This window comes from Enterobacter sp. Ap-867, from assembly GCF_011752855.1.
Taxonomy (GTDB): domain Bacteria; phylum Pseudomonadota; class Gammaproteobacteria; order Enterobacterales; family Enterobacteriaceae; genus Cedecea.
The window spans coordinates 275,238-297,673 of record NZ_VWWS01000001.1 but is presented as its reverse complement, the minus strand read 5'-3'; the positions used below and the strand labels follow the sequence as shown (position 1 = coordinate 297,673).

General features: G+C 53.1%; 19 protein-coding genes and 6 tRNA genes. 15 read left to right on the top strand and 10 right to left on the bottom strand.

What is annotated here, in order from left to right; genetic code table 11:
- Window positions 1-119 precede the first annotated feature (119 nt).
- Window positions 120-1,109 carry an L-glyceraldehyde 3-phosphate reductase gene (gene mgrA / locus F3J26_RS01395; RefSeq protein ID WP_166990760.1) on the top strand — a complete coding sequence of 330 codons (990 nt, stop codon included), beginning with the start codon at window positions 120-122 and terminating at the stop codon, window positions 1,107-1,109.
- A 155-nt stretch (window positions 1,110-1,264) separates the two neighbouring features.
- Window positions 1,265-1,585, top strand: a complete 321-nt coding sequence (locus F3J26_RS01390) for a DUF2502 domain-containing protein (protein ID WP_008459618.1) — start codon at window positions 1,265-1,267, stop codon at window positions 1,583-1,585.
- A 48-nt stretch (window positions 1,586-1,633) separates the two neighbouring features.
- Here F3J26_RS01390 and F3J26_RS01385 read toward each other — a convergent pair whose 3' ends face one another.
- Window positions 1,634-2,890, bottom strand: a complete 1,257-nt coding sequence (locus tag F3J26_RS01385) for an Nramp family divalent metal transporter (RefSeq protein ID WP_286130863.1) — start codon at window positions 2,888-2,890, stop codon at window positions 1,634-1,636.
- A 345-nt stretch (window positions 2,891-3,235) separates the two neighbouring features.
- On the opposite strand from F3J26_RS01385, the gene F3J26_RS01380 reads away from it, so the two are divergent.
- The gene (locus F3J26_RS01380) at window positions 3,236-4,423 is read left to right on the top strand and encodes a NupC/NupG family nucleoside CNT transporter (RefSeq protein ID WP_008459614.1); all 1,188 of its coding nucleotides are present in this window, start codon (window positions 3,236-3,238) and stop codon (window positions 4,421-4,423) included.
- Between the two features lie 41 nt (window positions 4,424-4,464).
- On the opposite strand, the gene F3J26_RS01375 is transcribed toward F3J26_RS01380, so the two are convergent.
- The 4 genes from F3J26_RS01375 to F3J26_RS01360 all read right to left on the bottom strand — a co-directional run bounded on the left by F3J26_RS01375 (window position 4,465) and on the right by F3J26_RS01360 (window position 8,755).
- Window positions 4,465-6,108 carry a diguanylate cyclase gene (locus F3J26_RS01375; RefSeq protein ID WP_166990757.1) on the bottom strand — a complete coding sequence of 548 codons (1,644 nt, stop codon included), beginning with the start codon at window positions 6,106-6,108 and terminating at the stop codon, window positions 4,465-4,467.
- A 32-nt stretch (window positions 6,109-6,140) separates the two neighbouring features.
- The gene (locus F3J26_RS01370; RefSeq protein WP_502706576.1) at window positions 6,141-8,309 is read right to left on the bottom strand and encodes a sensor domain-containing phosphodiesterase; all 2,169 of its coding nucleotides are present in this window, start codon (window positions 8,307-8,309) and stop codon (window positions 6,141-6,143) included.
- A gap of 248 nt (window positions 8,310-8,557) precedes the next feature.
- A tRNA-Ala gene (locus F3J26_RS01365) sits at window positions 8,558-8,633 on the bottom strand.
- Window positions 8,634-8,679: 46 nt separating this feature from the next.
- A tRNA-Ala gene (locus F3J26_RS01360) sits at window positions 8,680-8,755 on the bottom strand.
- A 230-nt stretch (window positions 8,756-8,985) separates the two neighbouring features.
- Here F3J26_RS01360 and F3J26_RS01355 point away from each other — a divergent pair.
- Entirely contained in the window at window positions 8,986-9,342 is a 357-nt protein-coding gene (locus F3J26_RS01355) for a YfeC-like transcriptional regulator (RefSeq protein WP_166990751.1), read from the top strand.
- A gap of 48 nt (window positions 9,343-9,390) precedes the next feature.
- Window positions 9,391-9,747, top strand: coding sequence for a YfeC-like transcriptional regulator (locus tag F3J26_RS01350; protein WP_008459606.1), 357 nt, complete (start codon window positions 9,391-9,393; stop codon window positions 9,745-9,747).
- A 52-nt stretch (window positions 9,748-9,799) separates the two neighbouring features.
- Here the strand turns inward: F3J26_RS01350 and gltX are convergent, their stop codons facing one another.
- Window positions 9,800-11,215 (bottom strand): glutamate--tRNA ligase, encoded by a 1,416-nt coding sequence (gltX, locus tag F3J26_RS01345; RefSeq protein WP_008459604.1) that lies wholly within the window; start codon window positions 11,213-11,215, stop codon window positions 9,800-9,802.
- Window positions 11,216-11,474: 259 nt separating this feature from the next.
- On the opposite strand from gltX, the gene F3J26_RS01340 reads away from it, so the two are divergent.
- The 5 genes from F3J26_RS01340 (at window position 11,475) to F3J26_RS01320 (ending at window position 12,644) form a co-directional block, all read left to right on the top strand.
- Window positions 11,475-11,550: transfer RNA gene (locus F3J26_RS01340), tRNA-Val, on the top strand.
- Window positions 11,551-11,593: 43 nt separating this feature from the next.
- Window positions 11,594-11,669 (top strand) — tRNA-Val (locus tag F3J26_RS01335).
- 33 nt (window positions 11,670-11,702) lie between these two features.
- Window positions 11,703-11,778: transfer RNA gene (locus F3J26_RS01330), tRNA-Val, on the top strand.
- 2 nt (window positions 11,779-11,780) lie between these two features.
- Window positions 11,781-11,856, top strand: a tRNA-Lys gene (locus F3J26_RS01325).
- A gap of 422 nt (window positions 11,857-12,278) precedes the next feature.
- Window positions 12,279-12,644 carry a FlxA-like family protein gene (locus tag F3J26_RS01320; protein ID WP_008459602.1) on the top strand — a complete coding sequence of 122 codons (366 nt, stop codon included), beginning with the start codon at window positions 12,279-12,281 and terminating at the stop codon, window positions 12,642-12,644.
- Here F3J26_RS01320 and F3J26_RS01315 read toward each other — a convergent pair.
- Window positions 12,641-13,570 (bottom strand): LysR substrate-binding domain-containing protein, encoded by a 930-nt coding sequence (locus tag F3J26_RS01315; RefSeq protein WP_166990748.1) that lies wholly within the window; start codon window positions 13,568-13,570, stop codon window positions 12,641-12,643. The genes F3J26_RS01320 and F3J26_RS01315 overlap by 4 nt on opposite strands.
- A gap of 90 nt (window positions 13,571-13,660) precedes the next feature.
- On the opposite strand from F3J26_RS01315, the gene F3J26_RS01310 reads away from it, so the two are divergent.
- The gene (locus tag F3J26_RS01310) at window positions 13,661-14,656 is read left to right on the top strand and encodes a bile acid:sodium symporter (protein ID WP_166990745.1); all 996 of its coding nucleotides are present in this window, start codon (window positions 13,661-13,663) and stop codon (window positions 14,654-14,656) included.
- Here the strand turns inward: F3J26_RS01310 and F3J26_RS01305 are convergent.
- From F3J26_RS01305 to zipA, 3 genes are all read right to left on the bottom strand, one after another.
- Window positions 14,653-14,868: a DUF3820 family protein gene (locus tag F3J26_RS01305; RefSeq protein WP_039295779.1), complete on the bottom strand. Its 216-nt coding sequence runs from the start codon at window positions 14,866-14,868 to the stop codon at window positions 14,653-14,655. The genes F3J26_RS01310 and F3J26_RS01305 overlap by 4 nt on opposite strands.
- The gene (ligA, locus tag F3J26_RS01300; RefSeq protein WP_166990742.1) at window positions 14,869-16,887 is read right to left on the bottom strand and encodes an NAD-dependent DNA ligase LigA; all 2,019 of its coding nucleotides are present in this window, start codon (window positions 16,885-16,887) and stop codon (window positions 14,869-14,871) included.
- 66 nt (window positions 16,888-16,953) lie between these two features.
- Complete coding sequence (gene zipA, locus F3J26_RS01295; RefSeq protein WP_205246335.1) at window positions 16,954-17,910, bottom strand: cell division protein ZipA; 957 nt, start codon at window positions 17,908-17,910, stop codon at window positions 16,954-16,956.
- A gap of 232 nt (window positions 17,911-18,142) precedes the next feature.
- On the opposite strand from zipA, the gene cysZ reads away from it, so the two are divergent.
- The 4 genes from cysZ to ptsI all read left to right on the top strand — a co-directional run bounded on the left by cysZ (window position 18,143) and on the right by ptsI (window position 22,436).
- Window positions 18,143-18,904 carry a sulfate transporter CysZ gene (gene cysZ, locus F3J26_RS01290; protein WP_008459591.1) on the top strand — a complete coding sequence of 254 codons (762 nt, stop codon included), beginning with the start codon at window positions 18,143-18,145 and terminating at the stop codon, window positions 18,902-18,904.
- Between the two features lie 159 nt (window positions 18,905-19,063).
- Window positions 19,064-20,035: a cysteine synthase A gene (gene cysK, locus F3J26_RS01285; RefSeq protein WP_008459590.1), complete on the top strand. Its 972-nt coding sequence runs from the start codon at window positions 19,064-19,066 to the stop codon at window positions 20,033-20,035.
- Window positions 20,036-20,406: 371 nt separating this feature from the next.
- Complete coding sequence (gene ptsH, locus F3J26_RS01280) at window positions 20,407-20,664, top strand: phosphocarrier protein Hpr (RefSeq protein WP_002913505.1); 258 nt, start codon at window positions 20,407-20,409, stop codon at window positions 20,662-20,664.
- Window positions 20,665-20,708: 44 nt separating this feature from the next.
- Window positions 20,709-22,436: a phosphoenolpyruvate-protein phosphotransferase PtsI gene (gene ptsI, locus F3J26_RS01275; protein ID WP_045783391.1), complete on the top strand. Its 1,728-nt coding sequence runs from the start codon at window positions 20,709-20,711 to the stop codon at window positions 22,434-22,436.

Here is a 22,436-nt window from a genome sequence, read left to right as displayed (position 1 = left end):
GGTGTCGAGAATATATCCGATTTAAGGGGTGGCACGTGGAATTTACAGTGAAATACGGCGTATTCTGAACTGTGAAAGCGTATACACTGATTTCTCTGTTACCTGTAAGGATGACAATAATGACCTGGCAGCCCCACCCTGAACGCTATTCGTCTATGGAGTACCGTCGCTGCGGCCGCAGCGGCCTGAAACTGCCCGCCATCTCCCTTGGCCTTTGGCATAATTTTGGTGATGAAACGCTGCTGGAAACCAGCCGCCAGCTGCTGAGAAAGGCTTTCGATCTGGGCATTACCCATTTTGACCTTGCCAATAATTACGGGCCACCGCCTGGGTCAGCTGAAGCCAACTTTGGGCGCATTTTGCGGGAAGATTTCCAGGCCTGGCGCGACGAGCTGATTATCTCCACCAAAGCGGGTTACACCATGTGGGACGGGCCTTACGGCGACTGGGGTTCACGCAAATATCTGATTTCAAGTCTCGACCAGAGTCTGAAGCGCACGGGGCTGGAGTATGTCGATATCTTTTATCACCACCGCCCGGATCCTGACACGCCGCTGGAGGAGACCATGCGCGCCCTCGACCATGTGGTACGCCAGGGCAAAGCGCTGTATGTCGGGATCTCAAACTACCCGGCCGATCGGGCGGAGAAAGCTATTGATATCCTGAACGATCTCGGTACGCCTTGCCTGATCCACCAGCCGCGTTATTCCCTGTTTGAGCGCTGGGTCGAAGGTGGCCTGCTGGATCTGCTGCAGGAAAAAGGCGTAGGCAGCATCGCTTTTTCCCCGCTTGCCGGGGGCCAGCTAACCGACCGCTATCTGAGCGGCATCCCTGGGGATTCACGCGCTGCCAGCGGCAGCCGTTTCCTGAACCCCGATCAGATTACGGCAGAGAAGCTGGCAAAAGTACGGCAGCTCAACGCGCTGGCGGAGAAACGCGTGCAAAAGCTGTCGCAGATGGCGCTGGCCTGGGTACTCCGCGATGAAAAAGTGACTTCGGTGCTTATTGGCGCGAGTAAAACCAGCCAGATAGAGGACGCCGTGGGTATGCTAAGCCAGCGCCATTTCAGCGAACAGGAACGAGCAGAAATCGAGGCGATCTTAGTGTAAACGTTTAACTTTCCCTCCGGGTTCACGCCAGTGACTTGTGCAATAAGTGCTATGGCCGATGATTTAGGAATTGTGTAATTCATCAGCCCGGTTGTCGGTTTGTAAGATTGTGTTAACAAGCCGCAACACGGCTCTGAGAACCAGGGAGAGAAAGTATGTTCAGGTCACTAATGCTTGCCCTTGCCTTACTGGCCGCGGCGCCGATGGTCGCAAACGCGGGTGAAATCACCCTGCTGCCGTCGGTGAAATTACAGATTGGCGATCAAGATTATCGCGGTAATTACTGGGACGGCGGCAGATGGCGCGACCGTGATTATTGGCACCGCAATTATGAATGGCGCGATCGCGGCTGGCATCGCCACCGTGGCTGGGATCGAGGCTGGGACCGCGGACGGAATAGCTATGAACGCGGCTATCGCGAAGGCTGGAACGACCGCGACGACCATCGCGGCAGAGGCCACGGACACCGTCATTAAATAAAAAAGGGCTGGATAATCCAGCCCTTCGCACTTTCTTTGGCAAGATTAGTTGCCAAACAGCGTACTAAAAATTAACCACAGGTTGAGCGCCACCACCACCGCGACTATCGCCCAGCCAACCAGCTTAACCCAGCGCACGTTAACCAAATCACCCATCAGCTTTTTGTCGCTGGTAAACACCAGCAGCGGCACCAGCGCCAGCGCAATCCCGAAGCTCAACAGCACCTGGCTCATGACCAGAATACGCGTTGGGTCGAGCCCCATCATGATGACCACGAAGGACGGCGCCATGGTAATCGCCCGGCGAACCCACAGCGGAATATAAAAACGGACAAACCCCTGCATCACCACCTGCCCGGCAAGCGTGCCCACCACCGTGGATGACAAACCGGCCGCCACCAGGCTAAGCCCGAAAATCGTGGCTGCGGCATGGCTCAACAGCGGTTCCAGCGTTTTATAGGCATCTTCCAGCTCGGCAACGCCGGTATGCCCGGTGAAGTGAAACGCCGCTGCGGCGGTGGCCATCATCGCCAGGTTGACGAAGCCGGCAATCGTCATCGCTATCGCCACGTCCCATTTAGTGGCGGAATAGCGCTCTGCCCGGTTGCCCGCATGCAGGTGCTGAGTCAGAGAAGAGTGCAGGTAAATCACGTGCGGCATGATTGTCGCGCCCAGAACGCCAGCAGCAAGGTAGACCGCCTCGGACGTCGGCAGACTTGGGATCAGCATCCCTTTGCCCAGCTCAGCTACCTTCGGCTGGGAAAAAATAAGCTCAACGATGTAGGCCGCCGCCACAAACAGCAGCAGCCCGCCGATAACTTTTTCCAGCGGCTTTTGCCCGCGGCTTTGCAGCATCAAAATCAGGAAAGTGGCTATCCCTGTCAGCACCGCTCCCTGGAGCAAAGAGACGCCCAGAATCAGCTTGAAGCCAATGGCCGCCCCGATAAACTCCGCGAGGTCCGTCGCCATGGCAATAATTTCCGCCTGAACCCAGTAAATCCACACCAGCGGGCGCGGGTAATGATCGCGGATTTGCTCGGCGAGGTTCTTGCCGGTAGCGATCCCCAGCTTGGCGGAGAGTACCTGAATCAGCGCCGCCATCAGGTTTGCCCACACCACCACCCACAGCAGTTGATAGCCATAACTCGCCCCGGCCTGGATATTGGTCGCGAAGTTACCGGGGTCGATGTAGCCGATAGCGGCGATAAACGCTGGCCCCATCAACGCCAGCCGCAGCTTACGCGCGGTACGTCCGGTATTGCTGTCAATGCGACTGCTTGTCATCTTCTGCCTCTGAGATATAGCCTTTGCTATGTTTTATGCTATCAAAATGAGAATGGTTATCAAGTTCATTTAGTGCGGGGAAATTGATTTCTCTGATAGCTGAAAACGATGTGCAGGAGGCGTGAGATAGTGAATCTGGATGCCGGTTAACGGATTAACATTTGGCCAACGTGTAAACTGTCGATGAGCCATCTTAACGTAACTTTTAGCTTCTTTACTTAACATAGCAGAAATGTATGGTGGATCACTATTTTTGCGTTCCGTCACAGCTCATCACTATAGTGTGGAATTGATCTCGTTTTCTTATTGCTTGTTACATAGAATGTGCAACGAAATTAAACCTGCCTCATATTTGGAGCAAATATGTCCCGCGTTTTGCACTTTGTTTTAGCGCTTGCTGTGGTCGCGCTGCTGGCTTTGCTGGTTAGCCCTAACCGCAAGCAAATTCGTATTCGCTTTGTCATTCAGCTGTTGGTGATCGAAGTGTTACTGGCCTGGTTCTTCCTGACCTCCGACGTCGGCCTGGGCTTCGTAAAAGGTTTCTCCGAAATGTTCGAGAAACTGCTCGGTTTCGCTAACGAAGGGACAAACTTTGTCTTCGGCAAAATGAACGATGAAGGCCTGGCTTTCTTCTTCCTGAAGGTGCTGTGCCCTATCGTGTTCATTTCTGCGCTGATCGGTATTCTGCAGCACATTCGCATTCTGCCGATTGTTATCCGCGCTATCGGTACCGTGCTTTCTAAAGTCAACGGTATGGGTAAGCTGGAATCCTTTAACGCCGTAAGCTCGCTGATTCTGGGACAGTCAGAAAACTTCATCGCCTATAAGGATATTCTCGGCAAGATGTCGCGCAACCGCATGTACACCATGGCGGCGACCGCTATGTCTACCGTGTCCATGTCAATCGTAGGTGCGTACATGACGATGCTGCAGCCAAAATACGTGGTTGCCGCGCTGGTACTGAACATGTTCAGTACCTTTATCGTGTTATCGCTGATCAACCCGTACCGCGTGGATGAGAAAGAAGAAAATCTGCAGATGACTAACCTGCATGAAGGTCAAAGCTTCTTCGAAATGCTCGGCGAGTACATTCTGGCAGGTTTCAAAGTGGCGATTATCGTTGCCGCCATGCTGATCGGCTTCATCGCCCTGATTTCTGGCCTGAACGCGCTGTTCGCTGCCGTGCTGGGTATCTCCTTCCAGGGCATTCTGGGCTATATCTTCTACCCGGTTGCCTGGGTGATGGGCGTGCCGTCCGCAGAAGCGCTGCAGGTCGGCAGTATCATGGCGACTAAACTGGTGTCTAACGAATTCGTTGCGATGATGGATCTGCAGAAGATTGCCGGCAGCCTGTCGCCGCGCGCGGAAGGCATCCTGTCCGTGTTCCTGGTCTCCTTCGCTAACTTCTCTTCTATCGGTATTATCGCCGGGGCCATTAAAGGCCTGAACGAAGAGCAAGGCAACGTGGTTTCCCGCTTCGGCCTGAAGCTGGTTTACGGCTCTACGCTGGTGAGTATCCTGTCGGCATCTATCGCCGCGCTGGTTATCTAATTTTTGCGTATTAAAAAGCCGGTGCTGGTCACCGGCTTTTTTTATGCCTGCGATTCAGCCTCGCCGCCCCAACACACTCTGTTTCTCCCCTGCTGTTTCGCCCTATACAGGCGAATATCCGCCTGACTCTGGATGTGTTCCAGGTCACCGTCTGGGGCTTCTTCATGGGAAGCCACGCCCAGCGAGGCCGTCACCAGCAGTTCAGACTCGTCCTCCAGCCTGAGCGGCGTGTTCACCAGCATTTTGCGCACCCGCTGCGCCACGGCAATCGCCGCATGCAGACCGGTATTAGGCAGGTAGACACAAAACTCTTCGCCGCCGATACGCCCGACAATGTCCTGGCTGCGGATCGCCTGCTGGATGCAGCGCGTGGCGTGAATAAGCACCCGGTCGCCAACCTGATGCCCGAAGCGGTCATTCACTTTTTTGAAATGATCGAGATCCAGCTGAATCAGAGAGTAATCCACATACTGCGGGCTGATACGCCCGGTTGTTTCAAAGAAGCCACGGCGATTTAGAACGCCGGTCAGATCATCGTGCAGCGCATGCCGGTGCATTTCCTGCTGCAAATGGCCCATGTTGCGAATCAGCCGGCAAATCATGCGGTGTGAACCAAACAGAATAAGGATCACCGTCAGCCACATCACTACCAGCAGCACGCTAAAACGCCCAAAGTCCTCGTGTAGCCCCTGCCGGATGGTCTGGACGCTGACAAGGATTGCCCCCGTCCCCGTGACATGGCCGAAAGTGGCATAAGCATAGCCAAAACGTAGGGTGCCCCGGGATTCATCGACCAACTTTTCAAGAATTGCCTGTCGCTGCTTCTCGCTGAGGCGATAGTCATTCTGCGAGCCAACGGGGCGAGTCAGCGGGTTCATCTGCTCATCAAAAAGCAGATAGGCGCTTTGCGTGTCCTCCGGCAAAGCGCTGGAGAGAAACAGCCGAAGCGTTTCGGTGGTGACCGCGATACCAAACAGCCCAATCCACCGATCGTCAAAGTCCACCGGAAGAGAGCCATTAATCAGCGTTTTGCCGGAATCTGCGATATTTTGCCGGGTCCAGAACGGATCGCGGCGCGGGTTCAACAGCGGAGAGCCAAGCACAAACGATCCCTGCATCGCCAGAGGGTTAGCACTTTCGATAAGCAGTTTGTTCACATCGGGGGAGAGCGACGCAATAAATGCCCCGGAGCGCGACATGTAATAAATGTTCGAAGAGAGACGGTTGCTCCCGCCTGCCAGCGGAAAGAGATCCTGAATGTCGCGCAGGGCCTGATATTCCCGCTGCGTGAGTTTTTCCCTTTCTTCTTTCGGCTTGTTTTTAAAAGGTTGCACGCTATCGGGGATCGGCAGGCTCTGGATATGCAGCGGCGACAGCGTCTCTTTATTGCTGGCCCGGGAAGCCAGCTGCGAGATCGGCGTGAACTGCGGCTCATTCAGCGTTTCAATGAACATGCGGCGGAGATAGCGCAGGTTGTCCATCTGATATTCAGATTTGCTTTCAAGCCTGGCGATCACGCTTTCGAGGTGGCTAAGCTGGCTGGTGCGATAGCCGTGGTTGAACAGCTCCCCCTGCTGCCAGAAAAGAAAGGTGATCAGCAAAAAGAGCGACAGAAAGCACACATGGGTGATGCGCAGTGTTTTTACCATCGGCAGACGAATATGGCTAATCAGCGACGTGCTCACGGTGATTCCTTTTTAGGGTGCAAAGGAGAGCGTCAGTGCTTAAGCTGCTGCAAAGGCTTGGGTCTCCCCACCAGATACCCCTGCAGGTATTGGACGCCAAGCTGCAGCAGGATGTCGCGCTGCTCTTCCGTTTCGACATACTCTGCGACGACGCTGAGCTCTCTGGCCGCCGCCAGTTCGCAAATGGACTTCACGATAAGCTTATCCATCACATCGCCGGTGATATCGCGGACAAAGCAACCATCTATCTTAATGATATCCGCCTGCAGCTTCTTCAGGCGCTCATAGTTAGCGTAGCCTGTTCCAAAGTCATCAATAGCAATCTTAAAACCTTTCTCACGCAGCAGGGCAATATTTTGGTTAGAGGTTTCTGAGTTTGAAAATGCCTGCTCTTCCGTCACTTCAATGACGACCGCGCTGGTCGGCACCTTGTAAACGTCAAACTGGGCAATAATCTGCTGGGCAATCTCTTTTTGCATTAGCGTGAGCGGCATCAGATTGACCGAAAAGCGCGTCTGCTGCACGTTGCCTGGGTGCTTTGCAAGCCAGGTCAGCAGCATCTTCATCACCATCATGTCAAAACGGGTGCTGAGGTTAAATTCGGCAACAATCGGAATAAATTTATCCGGGGTGATGTGCTGCCCATCAATCACCAGGCGGCTGAGGATTTCGTGATAGCCCTTCCCTTCGCAGTCGACAATGGGCTGTGCGTAGAGCTGAAAGGCTTCTTCGTCTATTGCCTGCTTAATCTTTTGCAGCAGCAGCACCCGCTCGGTTGTTTGCCCGGAGACCGCCTGCAGCCTGGCATCAAGGCCAAGTACGCGCTGCGTGTCGCTGGCTTTTTCAGCCAGATAGCTTAATTGCCCGAGCATGCGCTGCAGCTCTTTCGGTGAATCCACAATGCCCCAGGAAGCCCCATATTCAATTTCAAGGGTAACATTGTGCCAGGGGATTTTCTTATTATTCAGGTGTTCAACAAAATAGGTAAGCCGGGCTTCTGTTTCGCCTTCCCGTAAAAACAGAAGCAGCTCACTGCCCGGCAGCTGAAATATTTTTTCCCCTTCCAGCAGCCAGGGTTGTAATTCTCTGGCAATGGTTTTCTTGCAGTAAACACGCATCATCATGCCGTAATGTCGGCTAAGAAACTCAAAGTTCGCCATTCTCAGGCAGCAAAGTGCACCGGTTTGAAAGGTCTGAATATGTTCTTCAAGCGCGCGTAAATTAGGTAATTGCGTTAATGGATCTGTCTGCGCCTGGAGATGATAAACACGCTTCATCCATTCATTTTTATGGTATGAAGTGGCCATATACAACAGACATACGGTAAAGGAGATAAAAACTGACAGAATAAAGGAAAGAGCATATTGCGTATTTACGCCCTGCAAAAAACCCGTGTTGTAAGTCAATAATACCCATGCCGAAATCCCCCACAACAGAGAAACAGGCCTCGCACCAAGGCGACGGATCCCCAGGGTAAACAGCACAAAGACCAGCGGAACCAGATAGCCGGCAATCAGTTCGCTATGCCACGGCGAACACATCAGCAGCAAATACACCATCCAGACAACCAGCCAAAACGGCGTATAGAAACGGTTTTTATCCTGCCTGTAGTGCCGGACACAGCGCCGCCAGAAACCGACCGCAAAATGCGGGTTCAACAGCATACGCAGCGGGTAATAGAAAAGCGTGGTGAAGATAAGCGAGGCCACGACAAGGTTCAGCACATCAACAATCATGTAGATAACGGAACCGCCACCGAAGAATGGCGCCAGTTCAGGTGGGTACTCAATCAGATTGCCAGTGAGGTACATCAGCAGTTTGATGGTAAACGGGGCGACAAAACCAAGCCAAAAAATACGCTGCCCCATGCCTCTATTGGGCAGCCCAAAACGCCAGCGATGGCCTACGTAGTGGCGGGTAATTAAACTGGCAATCAATAAGGGGAATAGCAGACAGAAAATAAAAGCAACCAGCGGCACAACGGCTAAATCAAGCAGCCAGCTGTAAACAACCAGCGACCCTAGCGTGAGCGGAATAATCGCAGACCGGCCATAAATAATAATCATTGCCATTATAAAGCTGAGCGGCAGATAGGCGAGGTAGGTTTTATGTCCATCAACAACGGTTGTCGGTGAAATATAACGAGAAAAGGGAATGAGAAGTAAACACAGCGCCAGGGAAACCGCTATTTTTTTTATCATCTTGTAAATAATCATAGGCCCTGGTGTTAATTTTATGTGATTGCTTAAAAAGGGTTTTTCGCTGGCAAGGTTACGTTTATTTATTGAGCGAATCAAGTTTCAGGCCTGCACAAAAGCAGAACTTACCCTACAGCAGAAATAATAGAACAAGCGGACATAAGTTGAGGTTTTTTTACCGAGGGTAGCCAAAAGCAGGTGTGTTGGAGTCTGAAAAACAAAAACCCCCGCCGAAGCGAGGGTTCAAATTTTGGTGGAGCTAAGCGGGATCGAACCGCTGACCTCTTGCATGCCATGCAAGCGCTCTCCCAGCTGAGCTATAGCCCCACTGACAGGTGCTGATTTTACGGTACCAAATCTGCTGGTGAAGATTTGGTGGAGCTAAGCGGGATCGAACCGCTGACCTCTTGCATGCCATGCAAGCGCTCTCCCAGCTGAGCTATAGCCCCAAACCGTAAAGACCTTGTCGTGTTGACGGGCGGCATAATATGAAACCCCACATAGCGTGTCAACGGCAATTTGTTCTTCCGCGATCAATCGCCTAAAAAGCCATCGCCTTCGGCAATTCTCGGTTGCATATCATCCCGTTGTAGTTAATTCTGTCACAGTTTCGCGTTAGTCAGTTCAATAAAATGAACCACTAATAAAGCCGTTTCGGTCGCAATGAAAAGGAATCACTGTGCTCAAGGAAAGAATGACACCAGAAGAACTGGCCGTGATCACCGGCTACAGCCGCCAGACCATCAATAAGTGGGTGCGTAAAGAAAATTGGGAGACCTCACCTAAACCCGGCGTTCAGGGAGGAAAAGCGAGGCTTATCCATATAGATGAGCAGGTCAGGGAATTTATCAATAGCACCCGACGAGTGACGGAAAATACAGCCCGCTACAGCACAACGGACGCCACCCTGGAAAATCTACTGCTCAACTCAGTGCAGCAAATGTCCGACAGCGAACAGAAAAAGATGTCTGCCATGCTGCTGCGGGACGGGATTGCCGGTTTACTTGCGCGGTTGGGGATCAGCGATAACGAATAATTGCCCGGCTATTGTCCTGTCGGCGTCAGGAAAAATAAAGGATTACTGATGTTCAAGGAAAAAATGACCGCCGATGAACTGGCGGAGATGACGGGTTACACCCGCCAGACAATTAATAAATGGGTACTAAAACATAACTGGGAAACCAGTAAAAAACGAGGCGTACCGGGTGGTAAAGCAAGATTTGTTTATATCTCCGAGCCTGTGAAAACGTTTCTCTCCAACACCAGCAAAATGAGTGAGAGAGTGGCATCTTATAGCGTCCTTCGAACGCCGCTGGAACAGCTGATGCTAAACACCCTGCGTACCTTATCCGAAGAAGAACAGCATAAAATGACCGAGATCCTTGAGAGTGAAGGCAGCGAAGGTTTGCTCAAGCGACTCGGAATTCAAAAGAATAAGTAAATAAAAAAGCCGGTGACTGAGCACCGGCTTTTTGCATCTACATTTGCGATGTTTACTGCTGAGCTTCACGCTCGCTGATGAAATCGAGCGCTTTATTAATGCGCGCCACGGAGCGCTGTTTGCCAATGGCATGCACGGTGACATCAAGGCCAGGAGACTGACCAGCCCCGGTCACGGCGACACGCAGCGGCATCCCCACTTTCCCCATCCCAACTTCCAGTTCATCAGCAGTAGCCTGTATAGCGTGATGAACGTTTTCTGCAGTCCAGTCGCTCAGCGCTGCCAGCTTGTCTCGCACCACTTCCAGCGGCTGACGCGCTACCGGACGCAGGTGTTTCTTCGCCGCATCGGCATCAAACTCGCTGAAATCTTCGTAGAAGTAGCGGCAGGTCTGCGCCATCTCTTTCAGGGTTTTACAGCGTTCGCCCAGCAGTTTCACCAGCTCAGACAGCTGCGGGCCGTTACGGGTATCAATATTTTCCTGCTCGATGTGCCATTGCAGGTGCGTTGCCACGTACTCTGGCTCCAGCGTATTGATGTAATGGTGGTTCAGCCACTGCAGCTTTTCAGTATTGAAGGCGCTGGCAGACTTGCTTACCGCGTTCAGGCTGAACATCTCAATCATCTCTTCGCGAGAGAAGATTTCCTGGTCACCGTGGGACCAGCCCAGACGCACCAGATAATTGAGCAGCGCTTCCGGCAGATAGCCGTCGTCGCGGTACTGCATCACGCTCACCGCCCCGTGACGCTTAGACAGTTTTTTACCGTCGTCGCCGTTGATCATAGAAACGTGAGCATAAAGCGGAACCGGCGCGTTCAGCGCCTTCAGGATGTTGATCTGGCGCGGCGTGTTGTTGATATGGTCTTCACCACGGATCACGTGGGTGATCTCCATATCCCAGTCGTCCACCACTACGCAGAAGTTGTAAGTTGGGGAACCATCGGTACGGCGAATGATCAGGTCGTCCAGTTCCTGGTTACTGAATTCGATCGGGCCACGGATCTGATCATCAAAGATGACGGAACCTTCCTGCGGGTTGGCGAAACGCACAACGCAAGGTTCGTCATCAGCATGATGCTCATGGCTATGGCGGCAGCGACCGTCATAACGAGGTTTCTCGTTATTGGCCATTTGCTCTTCACGCAATGCCTCAAGGCGCTCTTTAGAGCAATAGCACTTATACGCCGTGCCCGCAGCAAGCATTTCGTCGATGGCCTGGTTGTAACGATCAAAACGCTTGGTCTGATAGTACGGGCCCTCATCCCACTGCAGGCTCAGCCAGTTCATCCCGTCCATAATCGCTTCGATGGCTTCCGGGGTTGAACGCTCGAGGTCGGTGTCTTCTATACGCAGCACGAACTCGCCTTTGTTATGACGAGCAAACAGCCAGGAGTAGAGAGCAGTACGGGCACCGCCAACGTGCAGATAGCCTGTTGGGCTTGGCGCAAAGCGAGTTTTGATTTTCATTAAACGGCCTTAGTTACACATATTTGCCGGCAAAGCGGCAATTGCCAGGGAAAATTAACAGGCAACATTCTATCACTGTGCGCTAATTCCTCAATGTTGATGCCTGTAGATAGCGGTAAAGCAGAGAATTTGATGATAAATCAAACGCCAATGCCTGTTTCTTGATCGCATCGTTTAATTTTAAGACGAACGAATAAAAACTTTAGAAAATGCGTTGACTCATTTTCAACTGTCCCTATAATGCGACTCCACAAACCGGGGGTGATTAGCTCAGTTGGTAGAGCATCTCCTTTACACGGAGGGGGTCGGCGGTTCGAGCCCGTCATCACCCACCACTCTTTAGAGTGACCCGGAATGTGAAGTAAGAGATTTAGAGATGGGTGATTAGCTCAGTTGGTAGAGCATCTCCTTTACACGGAGGGGGTCGGCGGTTCGAGCCCGTCATCACCCACCATCTCCTCTTATGAAATTAGCAGTACCGAAGTTTGGGTGATTAGCTCAGTTGGTAGAGCACCTCCTTTACACGGAGGGGGTCGGCGGTTCGAGCCCGTCATCACCCACCATCGGGTCGTTAGCTCAGTTGGTAGAGCAGTTGACTTTTAATCAATTGGTCGCAGGTTCGAATCCTGCACGACCCACCAATGTGGAAAGGCGCCCTAAAGGCGCCTTTTTGCTATCTGCGATTCGGGCAGGGTTCGAGCCTGCTGCAGGTTCGACAAAATCGCTTTTGATTTTGCGCGTCGCTTGCGACGAGCCCGAAGGGCAATACCATCCTGCACGACCCACCAATGTGGAAAGGCGCCCTAAAGGCGACTTTTTGCTATCTGCGATTCGGGCAGGGTTCGAGCCTGCAGCAGGTTCGACAAAATCGCTTTTGATTTTGCGCGTCGCTTGCGTCGAGCCCGAAGGGCAATACCATCCTGCACGACCCACCAATGTGGAAAGGCGCCCTAAAAGCGCCTTTTTGCTATCTGCAGTATCTGAGAATCCCATCGTCAAAAAATTATCAACTTCCTCGCCGCCAGGCCGATAACTCCCTTACCATTCCATCAAAGGAGTTATGATGACTACAATATCCAGTAATGCTCTTCAGGGCTCTCAGCTGACCACCGGCACAGCTACCGGGTCCTCTTCTGCCTCCGGCGGCACTGATAACAGCACAGCCTCGCAGATTGCCCAAATCAGCAAAAAAATTACCCAGCTGACGGAGAAACTGAGAGAAGTCTCCAGCACGCCGGATCGTCCAGCTGAAGAGAAAAAGAAACAGGTCGAGTTACTTCAGACCGAGATTAAAATGCTGCAGGCCCAGCTGGCTCAGCTTCAGCGCAAGCAGGCTGAGGAAGCCCAGCAGAAGCAGGAACAGCAGCAGATCAAGGCCACCGGCGTGAACAAACCTTCCGACGATCACCAGATTGATATTTATATCTAGTCGTCCATAAATAGCGGGTCGCCAATCCGGGCCAGGGTTAACAGCCTGGCCTGTTCCCGCACCTCCTGCCAGATAGCTTCAGCCGCACGGGAAAGCGATCGGTTCTTTCGCCTGACCAGCATCAGCTGTCGGTTTATGACCGGCGTTAACCGCTTCACCACCAGCGGTCTCCCTTGTGGCAAAGGCAGCGCCAACGCGGGCAACACGCTTAAACCAATCCCAGCTTCTACCATCGGGTACAGCGTTGCGGGGTGCCCAATCTGCTGAACAACGCTCACCTCTATCCCCTGCCGGACAAAAGCCTCATCAATCAACGGGCGGCTGCCCGAGGCATAATCTTGCAGCACCAGCTTTTGCCCCTGTAGCGCCAGCCAGTCAACCTGTTCCACTTTAGCAAACGGATGATCGCTGCGGCACAGCAGCAGAAAAGGCTCAGACAACACCGTTTCACACTCCAGATCGCTAGCCTGAACCGGATCGATAACTACGCCAAAATCAACTTCGCCCTGGCGGATACTCTGCAAAACCCACTGCTGGGAAGCATCATGCAGCATAAATCGAATATTCGGATAAGCCTCCGCACTGGCAGCGATAGATTGCGGCATCAGGTGCGCGGATAGCGTCTGGCTGGCGGCCACGCGAACCGTGCCGCTAAGCTGATGCCCAACCACGCGAGCATCCAGCAACGTTGTGGTCAGCTCTTCCAGCAGCCGCTCAAGGCGAGGAGCCAGCAACTCTCCCGCAGGCGTAAGCACCACTTCCCTGGTAGTACGGTCAAGCAGCTTCACGCCCAGCTCGGCTTCCAGCTCCTTCAGGCTGTGGCTTACGGCTGACTGGCTAAGACCAATACTCTCCCCTGCCCGACTGAAACTGCCGGCATGGGCTACGGCCACGAACACGCGAAGCTGACGCAGGGAATAATTCATCTATTTTCTTCATCAATGCATTTAATAAATCAATTTTATTTCTGAAATTAGCAGAAACACAATAGCGCCCTTCACCTTTGAGGAATGGCTATGAAATTGCTCCGCATTGTCGACCCCTTTACGTTAACGCTGGTTTGTACCGTCCTGCTGGCCTCTTTCTTCCCGGCACAAGGCAGTTTTGTCGGTTTCTTCGAGGGGCTGACCACCGCCGCCATTGCCTTATTGTTCTTTATGCATGGCGCCAAACTGTCTCGCGAGGCGGTGATCTCCGGCGGCGGCCACTGGCGGCTTCATCTGTGGGTGATGTGCAGCACATTCGTCCTGTTCCCGGTGCTTGGCGTGTTGTTTAGCTGGTGGAAACCGGTCAATGTCAGCCCCGAACTTTACAGCGGGTTCCTTTATCTTTGTATTTTGCCCGCCACGGTACAATCGGCCATCGCTTTTACCTCTATTGCCGGGGGCAACGTCGCGGCGGCTATTTGTTCAGCCTCGGCATCAAGCCTGCTGGGCATTTTTCTTTCGCCATTGCTGGTTGGCCTGGTGATGCACGTTCAGGGTGCAAGCGGCAGCCTGCATCAGGTGGGCAACATTATGCTACAACTCCTGGTGCCGTTCGTGGCCGGGCATCTGATGCGGCCCTGGATTGGTGCCTGGGTGGCAAAAAACAAGAAATGGATCGGCAAAACTGACCAGACTTCGATTCTTCTGGTGGTCTATTCCGCCTTTAGTGAAGCCGTGACGCACGGCATCTGGCATAAGGTTGGCGCGGGTTCGCTGCTGTTTATCGTAGCTTCCAGCCTCGTGCTGCTGGCCATTGTGATAGCGGTAAATATCTTTGTGGCGCGGCGCTTTGGCTTTAGCAAAGCGGATGAAATTACGATTGTTTTCTGCGGATCGAAAAAGAGCCTGGCCAACGGGATCCCGATGGCTAATATTCTATTTCCGGTTGCTGCCGTGGGAATGATGGTGCTGCCGCTGATGATCTTCCACCAGATCCAGCTGATGATATGCGCCGGTATGGCCCGGCGTTACCAAAGAAAAGCGGCTGCAGCCGGTGAAAAACAGGCCGCAGCCATCAGAACCTAGTGCCGCTTGAGGGGCCGGACCAGGTTGTCCAGCCCTTCCACTTTAATCAGCAGCGTCAGGGCCATCAGCTCACCGAGATGGCCCGCGGGGAACTCCCCTTTGCGGGAAAACCACAGCAAATACTCTTCCGGTAAATCAATCAGCATCCGGCCTTTGTATTTACCAAAGGGCATGGCCGTGTTGGCTATCTCAATGAGCTGTTCTTTGTCCATTTAGTCCCCCAGCAAACGAATCATTTCCGCTTCGTCAATAACCTGAATGCCCAGCTCCTGCGCCTTGACAAGCTTGGAGCCGGCCGCTTCCCCGGCTATGACAAGATCGGTTTTTTTCGACACGCTTCCGGCCACTTTTGCACCGAGCGCGGTCAACCGGTCTTTGGCTTCGTCACGGGAAAGAATGCTCAGCGAGCCGGTGAGCACCACGGTTTTCCCGGCAAACGGGCTGTCGATCTCTTCCGCTTTGACGACCACTGGCGCAGGCCAGTGGACCCCGGCCTCTTCGGTAAGCTGACGGATAACATCCCGGTTGCTCTCTTCGGCAAAGAAGTTAAAGGTATGCGTCGCCACAACAATGCCGACATCCGGCACTTTTTGCAGCTCCTCAATGCTGGCCGAGATAAGCGCATCCAGCGTGCCGAAGTGCGCGGCCAGCCCTGCGGCGGTGGCTTCTCCGACTTCACGAATACCTAAGGCATACAGGAAGCGAGCAAAAGTTGTCTCTTTGGCTTTTTCCAGCGCATCCACAACGTTTTGTGCCGATTTAGGCCCCATGCGATCCAGCCCGGTAAGCTTACCCGCCGTCAGCTTGAACAGATCGGCTGGCGTGTGAACGTACTCTTTCTCCACCAGTTGATCGATGATTTTGTCGCCCATGCCGTCAACGTCCATCGCACGGCGGGACACAAAGTGCTTCAGCGCCTCTTTGCGTTGGGCACCACAAATCAGGCCCCCGGTACAGCGGGCAACAGCTTCGCCTTCCACACGCTCAACGTCTGAACCGCAAACCGGGCACTGCGTTGGGAAGACGATTGCCTGAGTGTCTTCCGGGCGTTCAGACTCCACCACGCCAACAACCTGTGGGATAACATCCCCAGCGCGACGGATCACAACTCTGTCACCAATGCGCAGGCCAAGACGCTCTATCTCATCGGCATTGTGCAACGTCGCGTTGCTTACCAGTACCCCAGCAACCTGCACCGGTTCCAGACGAGCGACGGGCGTAATTGCGCCGGTACGCCCTACCTGGAACTCCACGTCTCGCACGGTGGTCATCTGTTCCTGCGCCGGAAACTTAAACGCAACGGCCCAGCGCGGCGCTCTCGCCACAAAGCCCAGCGTTTCCTGCAGCGCAAGCGAGTCAACTTTGATAACCACGCCGTCAATATCAAAGCCCAGCGTTGGGCGATCGGCCTCTACCTGATGATAAAACGCCAGCACTTCTTCCGGTGTGCTGCACAGACGGATGCGGTCGCTGACCGGCAATCCCCAGGCCTTAAACTGTTGCAAACGCGCCATGTGGCTGCCTGGCAGCTCACCGCCTTCGAGCAGCCCAACACCGTAGCAGAAGAAGGTCAGCGGGCGTTTAGCGGTAATGCGCGGATCTAACTGGCGCAGCGAGCCTGCCGCCGCATTGCGAGGGTTGGCAAACACTTTCCCGCCAGTACGGCGAGCTTCTTCGTTGATTTTTTCGAATCCTGCCTGCGGCAAGAAAACTTCGCCACGCACCTCAACACGACGAGGAATATTATCCCCGTGAAGTTTAAGCGGTATCGCGCGAATGGTTCGGACGTTAGACGTGATATTTTCACCGGTTGTGCCGTCACCGCGCGTTGCAGCCCGCACAAGCACCCCATCTTCATACAGCAGGCTTACCGCCAGACCATCCAGTTTTAGTTCACAGCAAAACGTCAAAGCATCGCTGCTTTTGAGCCTGTCCAGAACCCGCTTGTTAAACGCCAGGTAGCTTGCTTCATCGAAAACGTTATCGAGGGACAGCATCGGCACTTCATGGCGTACCTGGGTGAACTCGCTCAGCGGCGCAGCACCGACACGCTGGGTCGGTGAATCCTGGGTAATCAATTCCGGATGCGCTTCTTCAAGCGCACGGAGTTCGCGCATCAGCCTGTCGTATTCCGCATCGGGAATTTCGGGATTATCCTGCACATGGTACAGATATTCATGATGGCGAAGCGTGGTTCGCAGGTGGTTAAGTTGTTGTTCGATTGAGTCCATATCGCACCATCAATGATAAAAAACCCCCGACAGGCGGGGGTTTAGGGGGAAGATTCAGGCCGGGATTCAGGCGTTGGCTTCAACAACCTCGCGGATCCTGTCCTGGTACTCGCGCAGCTTTTGCGGAGTCATCATGCGACGCTGATCGTCGAGCACCACGCCACCGACTTCATCGGCGATGTGCTGCGCAGACTGCAGCATCAGCTTAAAGTTTTGCGCTGCATTGCCGTAGGACGGCACCTGCATAAAGATGGTCACGCCTGGCGTGGCGAAATCCGCCATGTTCTCAGGGTCGAAAGACCCAGGTTTAACCATATTCGCCAGGCTAAACAGAACTGGACCGCTGCCATCAGGGCTAAGATGGCGGTGGAAAATATTCATTTCACCAAACTTGAAACCGGCCTGCTGAATGCTGTTCAACAGCAACTCGCCGTTTAACATCGTGCCCGCGTGGGCAGCGACGTTCATCACGATCACCGTCTCTTTTTTCACCGGTGCAGGCTGCGGCACTGGTTCAGCAGCCACAGGCTCTGGCGTTGGTTCCGCAGTGAGCTGTGGTGCAGGCTGAACGGGAGCGACCGGCTGTGGCTCAGGCACTGCCGCCGGAGCTGGCGCAGGAGGTGCGACAGGACGCACTGGTTCAACATGCTGAGGCGCGGGCTCAACGTGGTGCGGAGTAACCGGCTCAGGCTGGCGCGATTGCGGGGCAGGACGAGGTTCTGCTGACGCATACGGCGGCTCATAGTTGTGCTGAGGTGCCTGAGGCTGACGTGACGCATTCGCTTCACGAGAGGCAGATTCCGGCACGGGCGCAGTACGACGCACGCGCACTTCACCGACGCCTTCTTCTTCCTCATCATCCTCTTCTTCGTATTCGTCACGCTTCGACTTCATACGTTTCAAAGGGCGATCGCGGAACACGGACGAGCGTTCCTTACGACTGGTCCACAGACCGTGAACCAGTAAGGCTATTATGGCGATTGCGCCAACAATGATTAATATCAGACGCAAATCCTGCATCATTATATTCTCTGTTGTTCTAACACCTTGCCACCGCGGCAAACATTTACTCACTAAGAGTATTTGCCCATCTGCTCAAGTGCAAGTGCGAGCACGGTTTTCTCACCATAAAGATAGCGTAAGCGCACCTTTTAGCTGATTTTTCGACCAATTCCTGGCAAGTTTTTCTGAATGCAGTCAGTTATGATAGCGAAGCAGCTAACTGCATTGACCTGATAAGGAGTCTGCTCAGATTATGGTTTCATCTTCCGGAACCCCGCCGCGCAGTGGCGTGTATTATTTTTCCCAGGGCTGGAAACTGGTCCGCGAACCCGGCATCAAGCGTTTCGTCGTGCTGCCGCTGTTGGTCAATATCATCTTGCTTGGTGGCGCTTTTTGGTGGTTATTCACGCGTCTTGATGTCTGGATCCCGTCGATGATGAGCCACGTGCCAGACTGGCTACAATGGCTGAGTTACGTACTCTGGCCACTGGTAACGCTCTCGGTGTTATTGGTGTTTGGTTACTTCTTTTCGACAATCGCAAACTTGATTGCCGCGCCGTTTAGCGGCCTGCTGGCAGAGCAGCTTGAAGCTCGCCTTACGGGCGCAACGCCGCCGGATACGGGCGTGCTCGATATAATGAAAGATCTGCCACGCATCATGAAGCGTGAGTGGCAAAAGCTAGCCTGGTATCTGCCGCGCGCGCTAGTCCTGCTTCTGCTCTACTTTATTCCCGGCATTGGCCAAACTGTCGCCCCGGTCTTGTGGTTCTTATTCAGCGCATGGATGTTGGCGATTCAATACTGCGACTATCCTTTTGATAACCATAAAGTGCCGTTCAAACAGATGCGAGTGGCGCTTCGCGAGCAAAAGATCGTCAACATGCAGTTTGGCGCGCTGGTGAGCCTGTTCACGCTGATCCCGGTTCTGAACCTGTTTATCATGCCGGTTGCCGTCTGCGGCGCGACGGCCATGTGGGTGGACTGCTATCGGGCAAAACACGCCATGTGGAAATAATGCTCTCAGGAAGGGAAGCGGCTTATGCCATGGCTTATTCCATGTTGCATTGGCTTATTTCCCTTCCACATATAGATATGCTATTTCCTTACTTCCGCATATTTCCTGAGCGGGTATGCTGGACCGGTATCCCAAAATTCAGACAGTTAAGGACGAGCCATGAGCAAAATTTATGAAGACAACTCCCTGACAATCGGCCACACGCCGCTGGTTCGCCTGAACCGTATCGGCAACGGACGCATTCTGGCTAAGGTGGAGTCCCGTAACCCAAGCTTTAGCGTCAAATGTCGTATTGGTGCCAACATGATTTGGGATGCCGAAAAACGCGGCGTGCTGAAGCCTGGCGTGGAGTTAGTCGAACCTACCAGTGGCAACACCGGTATCGCTCTGGCCTATGTCGCGGCAGCGCGCGGCTACAAGCTGACGCTGACCATGCCGGAAACCATGAGCATCGAACGCCGTAAGCTGTTAAAAGCGCTGGGTGCAAACCTGGTGCTGACCGAAGGCGCTAAAGGCATGAAAGGTGCCATCCAGAAAGCCGAAGAAATCGTCGCCAGCGACCCGGCTAAATACTTACTGCTTCAGCAGTTCAGCAACCCGGCAAACCCGGAAATTCACGAAAAAACCACCGGCCCGGAAATCTGGGAAGATACCGATGGTGAAGTGGATGTGTTTATCGCCGGCGTCGGTACCGGCGGTACGCTGACGGGCGTCAGCCGCTACATCAAAAATACCAAAGGCAAAACCTCGCTCATTAGCGTGGCGGTAGAGCCAACGGATTCTCCGGTAATTACTCAAGCGCTGGCGGGTGAAGAACTGAAGCCTGGTCCGCATAAAATTCAGGGTATCGGGGCCGGATTTATCCCTGGTAACCTCGATCTGAAGCTTATCGACAAAGTGGTCACTATCAGCAACGACGACGCCATTGCGACCGCTCGCCGCCTGATGGATGAGGAAGGTATTCTCGCGGGTATCTCTTCCGGTGCCGCCGTGGCCGCCGCGCTGAAACTTCAGGAAGACGAAGCCTTTACCAATAAGAATATTGTGGTTATCCTTCCGTCCTCCGGGGAGCGCTATTTGAGTACTGCTTTGTTTGCCGATCTGTTCACTGAGAAAGAACTGCAACAGTAATGCCAGTATTTGATATATGCTTAAAAAAGCACCCGTGAGGGTGCTTTTTTGTGGCCTGCATCAAACTTTCACCCTCATCGGCATTGCGCTTACCCCCGCAGGTCTGGTATTTAACCAGCAATTATTTTGATGCGCGAAATTAATCAAGCTGTGAGATGCGCTTGCTGAATCGATTTAACGATTTGGTGCCTATCTGGTTTTCACGGCATAATGATGAAGAATCTGTGAAACGCTGTTGGCGTTTTTTTCACGATTCCCATGCATCCAGTGCCTCGTTCCTTTGACGATGGCGCTAACGATACAGGCTAAAGTGTGGCCGCCAGGCTAGACTTTAGTTCCACAACACTAAACCTATAAGTTGGGGAAATACAATGTTCCAGCAAGAAGTAACTATTACCGCTCCGAACGGTCTGCATACCCGCCCTGCTGCTCAGTTTGTTAAAGAAGCTAAAGGCTTCACTTCCGAAATCACTGTGACTTCCAACGGCAAAAGCGCCAGCGCTAAGAGCCTGTTCAAACTGCAAACTCTGGGCCTGACTCAGGGTACCGTAGTGACGCTCTCCGCCGAAGGTGAAGATGAGCAGAAAGCCGTTGAGCATTTAGTAAAACTGATGGCTGAACTCGAGTAAGTTCTGGGTTCTTCGTAAATATCAGTCACAAGTAAGGTAGGGTTATGATTTCAGGCATTTTAGCATCCCCGGGTATCGCTTTCGGCAAAGCACTTTTGCTGAAAGAAGATGAAATTGTCATCGACCGGAAGAAAATTTCTGCCGACAAAGTTGAGCAGGAAGTTGAACGTTTCCTCAGCGGGCGCGCCAAAGCATCCGAGCAGTTAGAAGCGATCAAAATTAAAGCTGGCGAGACCTTCGGTGAAGAAAAGGAAGCTATCTTCGAAGGCCACATTATGTTGCTGGAAGACGAAGAGCTCGAGCAGGAAATCATAGCCCTTATCAAAGACAAGCTGGTCACGGCGGACGCTGCGGCGTACGAAGTGATTGAAGGCCAGGCAACGGCTCTGGAAGAGCTGGATGACGAATACCTGAAAGAACGTGCGGCTGACGTACGTGACATCGGTAAGCGTCTGCTGCAGAACATTCTCGGCCTGAACATTATCGATTTAAGCGCAATTAAGGATGAAGTTATCCTGGTTGCCAAAGATCTGACCCCGTCTGAAACCGCACAGCTGAACCTGAAAAAGGTGCTGGGTTTCATCACCGACATCGGCGGCCGTACCTCCCACACTTCCATCATGGCGCGCTCCCTTGAGCTGCCAGCGATTGTGGGCACCGGTAGCGTCACCTCCGACGTGAAAAACGACGACTATCTGATCCTCGACGCGGTTAACAACAAAGTTTACGTTAACCCAACCAACGAGCAGATCGAAGAGCTGCGCGCCGTTCAACAGCAGGTTGCCTCTGAAAAAGCAGAGCTGGCTAAGCTGAAAGACCTGCCAGCCATCACCCTCGACGGCCACCAGGTCGAAGTGTGTGCCAACATTGGTACCGTGCGTGACATCGACGGTGCTGAGCGTAACGGCGCTGAAGGTGTGGGTCTGTATCGTACCGAATTCCTGTTCATGGACCGTGACTCACTGCCAACCGAAGAAGAGCAGTTTGCCGCGTACAAAGCCGTGGCTGAAGCCTGTGGCTCTCAGGCGGTTATCGTCCGTACCATGGACATCGGCGGCGACAAAGAGCTGCCGTACATGAACTTCCCTAAAGAAGAGAACCCGTTCCTGGGCTGGCGTGCTATTCGTATCGCCATGGATCGCAAAGAGATCCTGCGTGACCAGGTTCGCGCTATCCTGCGCGCCTCTGCTTTTGGCAAGCTGCGCATTATGTTCCCGATGATCATCTCTGTTGAAGAAGTGCGTGCCCTGAGAAAAGAGATTGAGATCTTCAAGCAGGAACTGCGTGACGAAGGCAAAGCATTCGATGAATCTATCGAAATCGGCGTGATGGTCGAAACCCCTGCGGCCGCGACGATTGCTCGTCATCTGGCCAAAGAAGTCGACTTCTTCAGCATCGGCACCAACGATTTAACTCAGTACACCCTGGCAGTTGACCGCGGTAATGATATGATTTCACATCTTTACCAGCCGATGTCACCGTCCGTACTGACTCTGATTAAGCAAGTTATTGATGCTTCTCATGCAGAAGGTAAATGGACCGGTATGTGTGGTGAGCTTGCGGGCGACGAACGTGCTACACTTCTGTTGCTTGGGATGGGCCTGGACGAATTCAGTATGAGCGCCATTTCTATCCCACGTATCAAGAAGATTATTCGTAACACGAACTTCGAAGATGCGAAAGTGTTAGCAGAGCAGGCTCTTGCTCAACCGACAACGGACGAGTTAATGACGCTGGTTAACAAGTTCATTGAAGAAAAAACAATCTGCTAA

Coding starts and splice junctions, on each gene's coding strand:
- F3J26_RS01390 (WP_008459618.1), top strand. CDS start 1,265: ATGTTCAGGTCACTAATGCTTGCCCTTGCCTTACTGGCCGCGGCGCCG.
- F3J26_RS01305 (WP_039295779.1), bottom strand. CDS start 14,868: ATGGACAAAGAACAGCTCATTGAGATAGCCAACACGGCCATGCCCTTT.
- F3J26_RS01315 (WP_166990748.1), bottom strand. CDS start 13,570: ATGAATTATTCCCTGCGTCAGCTTCGCGTGTTCGTGGCCGTAGCCCAT.
- F3J26_RS01350 (WP_008459606.1), top strand. CDS start 9,391: ATGTTCAAGGAAAAAATGACCGCCGATGAACTGGCGGAGATGACGGGT.
- zipA (WP_205246335.1), bottom strand. CDS start 17,910: ATGATGCAGGATTTGCGTCTGATATTAATCATTGTTGGCGCAATCGCC.
- gltX (WP_008459604.1), bottom strand. CDS start 11,215: ATGAAAATCAAAACTCGCTTTGCGCCAAGCCCAACAGGCTATCTGCAC.
- F3J26_RS01380 (WP_008459614.1), top strand. CDS start 3,236: ATGTCCCGCGTTTTGCACTTTGTTTTAGCGCTTGCTGTGGTCGCGCTG.
- F3J26_RS01370 (WP_502706576.1), bottom strand. CDS start 8,309: ATGATAAAAAAAATAGCGGTTTCCCTGGCGCTGTGTTTACTTCTCATT.
- mgrA (WP_166990760.1), top strand. CDS start 120: ATGACCTGGCAGCCCCACCCTGAACGCTATTCGTCTATGGAGTACCGT.
- cysK (WP_008459590.1), top strand. CDS start 19,064: ATGAGCAAAATTTATGAAGACAACTCCCTGACAATCGGCCACACGCCG.
- cysZ (WP_008459591.1), top strand. CDS start 18,143: ATGGTTTCATCTTCCGGAACCCCGCCGCGCAGTGGCGTGTATTATTTT.
- ptsH (WP_002913505.1), top strand. CDS start 20,407: ATGTTCCAGCAAGAAGTAACTATTACCGCTCCGAACGGTCTGCATACC.
- ligA (WP_166990742.1), bottom strand. CDS start 16,887: ATGGACTCAATCGAACAACAACTTAACCACCTGCGAACCACGCTTCGC.
- F3J26_RS01320 (WP_008459602.1), top strand. CDS start 12,279: ATGACTACAATATCCAGTAATGCTCTTCAGGGCTCTCAGCTGACCACC.
- F3J26_RS01310 (WP_166990745.1), top strand. CDS start 13,661: ATGAAATTGCTCCGCATTGTCGACCCCTTTACGTTAACGCTGGTTTGT.
- ptsI (WP_045783391.1), top strand. CDS start 20,709: ATGATTTCAGGCATTTTAGCATCCCCGGGTATCGCTTTCGGCAAAGCA.